This is a genomic window from Variovorax boronicumulans NBRC 103145 (assembly GCF_001591345.1).
In the GTDB taxonomy this organism is placed as follows: Bacteria; Pseudomonadota; Gammaproteobacteria; order Burkholderiales; family Burkholderiaceae_C; genus Variovorax; species Variovorax boronicumulans.
Window position 1 is genome coordinate 1 of the sequence record NZ_BCUS01000225.1, and the last position, 4,131, is coordinate 4,131.

Below are 4,131 nucleotides of genomic sequence, written 5' to 3' on the forward strand. Positions count from 1 at the left end.
GGTCTGGCAGGCGCGCCTGGCGGCCAGCCGCGAGGCGCTGGTGGGCGGGCGCGCGCACAGCGTGACCGACGTCGCGTTCCAGCACGGGTTTTCCGACCTGTCGCATTTCAGCCGGGTCTTCCGCAAGGCCTACGGCTGCGCGCCGCACACGCTGCTGAAGCCGCGCTGAGCGCCGCGTGCGGGGTGTCCGCCCCAGCACAAGTGCATGTCCGGAAGAGACCAGCGCGGGCCGCCGCGCGCCGATAAGGTTCGCCCGGGGTGGCAGTGTCGCCACTTGGATTCGGACCTTCTTTCTCAACCCTACACACGCGGGAGTCAGTCATGGCGGACAAGGAATTGCATCATCTCGAACTGCTGGAGGTCGGCCGGCAGATCCAGTCGCGCGAGCGCTCGTCGGAAGAGGTCACGCGCGCCATGCTCGCGCGCATCGAGGCCGTCGATGGCCGCTTGCGCAGCTACGCGACGCGCATGGACGCGCAGGCGCTCGACGAGGCGCGCCGCGCCGACACCGAGATCGCCGCCGGCCGTGCGCGCGGGCCGCTGCACGGCGTGCCGCTGGCCGTGAAAGATCTGCTGTGGACCGAGGGCGTGTCGAGCGCGCACGGCATGACGATCCACAAAGCGTTCCGTCCGACGGAAGATGCGACCGTGGTCCACCGCCTGCGCGAGGCCGGCGCGGTGATCCTGGGCAAGCTGCAGCAGACCGAAGGCGCCTTCGCCGACCACCATCCGCAGATCGCGTCGCCGGTCAACCCGTGGGACGCCACGCTGTGGCCCGGCGTGTCGTCCAGCGGCTCGGGCGTGGCCACGGCGGCGGGGCTGTGCTTCGGCGCGCTGGGCACCGACACGGGCGGATCGATCCGCTTTCCGTCGGCGGCCAACGGCATCACGGGCCTGAAGCCGACGTGGGGGCGGGTGAGCCGCCACGGCGCCTTCGAACTCGCCGCGTCGCTCGACCACATCGGCCCGATGACGCGCAGCGCCGCCGATGCGGGTGCGATGCTGGCGGCCATCGCCGGTGCCGACCCGCGTGACCCGACGGCCAGCACGCTGCCGGTGCCCGACTACCTGGCGACGATGACACGCGGCCTGGCCGGCCTGCGCGTGGGCATCGACCCTGCGTGGACGCTGGACCGCGTGGACGCCCCCACGCGCGCCACGCTGGCGGCCGCGATCCGCACGGTCGAATCGCTGGGCGCCTCGGTGCGCGAGGTGGTGTTTCCCGACACGGCGCAGGCCGTGCTCGACTGGTCGCCGCTGTGCGCGGTCGAGACCGCCGTGGCGCACGAGGCCACGTACCCGTCGCGGCGTGCGGAGTACGGCCCGGGCCTCTCGGGGCTGATCGACCTGGGGCTTTCGCAAAGCGCCACCGACTACCAGAAGCTGCTGCTGCGCCGCGCCGATTTCACCGGTCGCGTGCGCACGTTCTTCGAACAGGTCGACCTGCTGCTGATCCCGGCCATTCCCTTCGCGGCGCCGACGCTCGAGCGTGCCGGCCAGCTCGGCGTGGACCCGGAGCTGCTGGCGGGCATGCTGCGCTACACCTGCCCGTTCGACCTCACGGGCAGCCCCACGCTCACCTTGCCGGGTGGTGCCACCGAGGCGGGCGTGCCGGTGGCCTTCCAGTTCGTGGCGCCGCACTTCGGCGAAGACCTGCTGGTGCGCGCGGGCTGGGCGTTCCAGCGCGCGACCGACTGGCACCGCCGGCACCCGGCCGTGTAAGTCACCGCAGAAGCCGCGTCGCGGCCTCCTTCAGAACAGGAAGTAGCGCTGCGCCATCGGCAGCACCTTGGCCGGCTCGCAGGTCAGCAGCTGGCCGTCGGCGCGCACGGCGTAGGTCTGCGCGTCGATCTCCATCTTCGGCGTGTAGCCGTTGTGGATCAGGTCCTGCTTGCGCACGTTGCGGATGTTCTTCACCGCGCTCAGGTGCTTGCTCAGGCCGTAGCGCTCCTTGATGCCCGCGGCCAGCCCGGCCTGCGAGACGAAGGTCAGCGAGCTCTTCGCCAGCGAGCCGCCGTAGGCGCCGAACATCGGCCGGAAGTGCACCGGCTGCGGCGTGGGGATCGACGCGCTGGGGTCGCCCATCGCGGCCATCGCGATGGTGCCGCCCTTGATGATGGTGAAGGGCTTCACGCCGAAGAAGGCCGGCTTCCAGACCACGAGGTCGGCCCACTTGCCGACCTCGATGGAGCCCACCTCGTGCGCGATGCCGTGCGCGAGGGCCGGGTTGATCGTGTACTTGGCCACGTAGCGCCGCGCGCGGAAGTTGTCGTTGCGCTCGCTGTCCTCGGGCAGCGTGCCGCGCTGCTGCTTCATCTTGTGCGCGGTCTGCCAGGTGCGGATCACCACCTCGCCGACGCGGCCCATGGCCTGGCTGTCGGAGCTGAACATGCTGATCGCGCCCAGGTCGTGCAGCACGTCTTCGGCGGCGATGGTTTCCTTGCGGATGCGCGACTCGGCAAAGGCCAGGTCTTCGGCGATGCCGGCGTCCAGGTGGTGGCACACCATGAGCATGTCGACGTGCTCGTCGAGCGTGTTCACGGTGTAGGGCATCGTCGGGTTGGTCGACGAGGGCAGGAAGTTCGCCTCGCCCACCACGCGCAGGATGTCGGGCGCATGGCCGCCGCCCGCGCCCTCGGTGTGGAAGGCGCAGATGGCGCGCCCGCCCACGGCGGCGATGGTGTTCTCGACGAAGCCCGATTCATTCAGCGTGTCGCTGTGGATCGCCACCTGCGTGTCGGTGGCGTCGGCCACGTCCAGGCAGTTGCTGATGGCCGACGGCGTGGTGCCCCAGTCTTCGTGCAGCTTCAGGCCCATGACGCCGGCCTCGATCTGCTCGTGCAGCGCGTCGGGCAGGCTGGCGTTGCCCTTGCCGAGGAAACCCAGGTTCATCGGGAACGCATCGGCCGCCTGCAGCATGCGTTCGATGTGCCACGGGCCGGGCGTGGCCGTGGTCGCGAAGGTGCCGGTGGCCGGGCCGGTGCCGCCGCCGAGCATGGTCGTCACGCCCGAAGCCAGCGCTTCCTCGATCTGCTGCGGGCAGATGAAGTGGATGTGGCTGTCGATGCCGCCCGCGGTGACGATGGTGCCCTCGCAGCTGATGATCTCGGTGCCCGGGCCGATGACGATGTCCACGCCCGGTTGCACGTCGGGATTGCCGGCCTTGCCGATGGCGGCGATGCGGCCGTCCTTCAGGCCGATGTCGGCTTTCACGATGCCCCAGTGGTCGAGGATGAGGGCGTTGGTCATCACCGTGTCGACCGCGCCCTGCGCGCGCGTGCGCTGCGACTGCGCCATGCCGTCGCGGATCGTCTTGCCGCCGCCGAACTTCACCTCTTCGCCGTAGCCGCCGGCGCGCAGCGTGTAGTCGGCTTCCACTTCGATCAGCAGGTCGGTGTCCGCAAGGCGGACCCGGTCGCCCACGGTGGGGCCGAAGATTTCTGCGTAGGCGCGTCGCCCGATGGTGGCCATGTTTTAGAGCTTTCCTTGAACCAGGCCGCGAAAGCCGTAGACGATGCGATCGCCCGAGAAGTCGACCAGCTCGACGGTGCGCTGTTGCCCCGGCTCGAAGCGCATCGCGGCGCCCGAGGCGATGTTCAGCCGCATGCCGCGCGCGGCGGCGCGGTCGAAGTCGAGGGCGCCGTTGGTTTCGGCGAAGTGGTAGTGCGAGCCGACCTGGATCGGCCGGTCGGCCGTGTTGCGCACCACCAGCGTGAGGGCGCGGCGGCCGGGGTTGAGCGTGTGCTCGCCGTCGTCGGTGAGGAGTTCGCCGGGCGTCATGGCCGCCTCAGACCGCCTGGGCCAGCAGCGTGGCGCCCAGGGCGACGACGGCGGCGCCGGCCACGCGCGGCAGCCAGGCGTTGGCGTGGCGCAGCGCCCAGCCCAGCGCGATGCCGGCCGCGTGCAGCAGCAGCGTGGCGCTGGCCATGCCGGCCAGCGTGAGCGCGGCGCCGTGCTCGCCCGCCAGCTCGTGGCCGTGTGCCACGCCGTGGAAGACAGCGAACAGGCCCACCACGGCCATGGCGACGCCGGCCGGCAGGTGCACACGCGTGGCGACCAGCAGGCCCAACACCAGCAGCGAGGCGGCGATCATCGGCTCCACCGCCGGCAGCTGCACGCCGGCCAACCCGG

Annotated in this window: 5 protein-coding genes; 2 read left to right on the forward strand and 3 right to left on the reverse strand. The window is 71.1% G+C overall.

The features are described from left to right. Positions 1-16: 16 nt before the first annotated feature. Together VBO01S_RS32110 and VBO01S_RS30965 are read left to right on the forward strand one after the other, a co-directional pair. Positions 17-169 carry a helix-turn-helix domain-containing protein gene (locus VBO01S_RS32110; RefSeq protein ID WP_082818357.1) on the forward strand — a complete coding sequence of 51 codons (153 nt, stop codon included), beginning with the start codon at positions 17-19 and terminating at the stop codon, positions 167-169. Between the two features lie 152 nt (positions 170-321). After that, positions 322-1,722: an amidase gene (locus tag VBO01S_RS30965; RefSeq protein ID WP_062482934.1), complete on the forward strand. Its 1,401-nt coding sequence runs from the start codon at positions 322-324 to the stop codon at positions 1,720-1,722. 30 nt (positions 1,723-1,752) lie between these two features. On the opposite strand, the gene ureC is transcribed toward VBO01S_RS30965, so the two are convergent. The 3 genes from ureC to VBO01S_RS30980 form a co-directional block, all read right to left on the reverse strand. Further along, positions 1,753-3,471: an urease subunit alpha gene (gene ureC / locus VBO01S_RS30970; RefSeq protein ID WP_062482937.1), complete on the reverse strand. Its 1,719-nt coding sequence runs from the start codon at positions 3,469-3,471 to the stop codon at positions 1,753-1,755. 3 nt (positions 3,472-3,474) lie between these two features. Then, on the reverse strand, positions 3,475-3,780 hold the full coding sequence (locus VBO01S_RS30975; RefSeq protein WP_062482940.1) for an urease subunit beta: 306 nt from the start codon (positions 3,778-3,780) through the stop codon (positions 3,475-3,477). 7 nt (positions 3,781-3,787) lie between these two features. After that, the coding region (locus VBO01S_RS30980) for a HupE/UreJ family protein (protein ID WP_174543723.1) at positions 3,788-4,131 on the reverse strand (344 nt) is incomplete at its 5' end.

Coding starts and splice junctions, on each gene's coding strand:
- VBO01S_RS30965 (WP_062482934.1), top strand. CDS start 322: ATGGCGGACAAGGAATTGCATCATCTCGAACTGCTGGAGGTCGGCCGG.
- ureC (WP_062482937.1), bottom strand. CDS start 3,471: ATGGCCACCATCGGGCGACGCGCCTACGCAGAAATCTTCGGCCCCACC.
- VBO01S_RS30975 (WP_062482940.1), bottom strand. CDS start 3,780: ATGACGCCCGGCGAACTCCTCACCGACGACGGCGAGCACACGCTCAAC.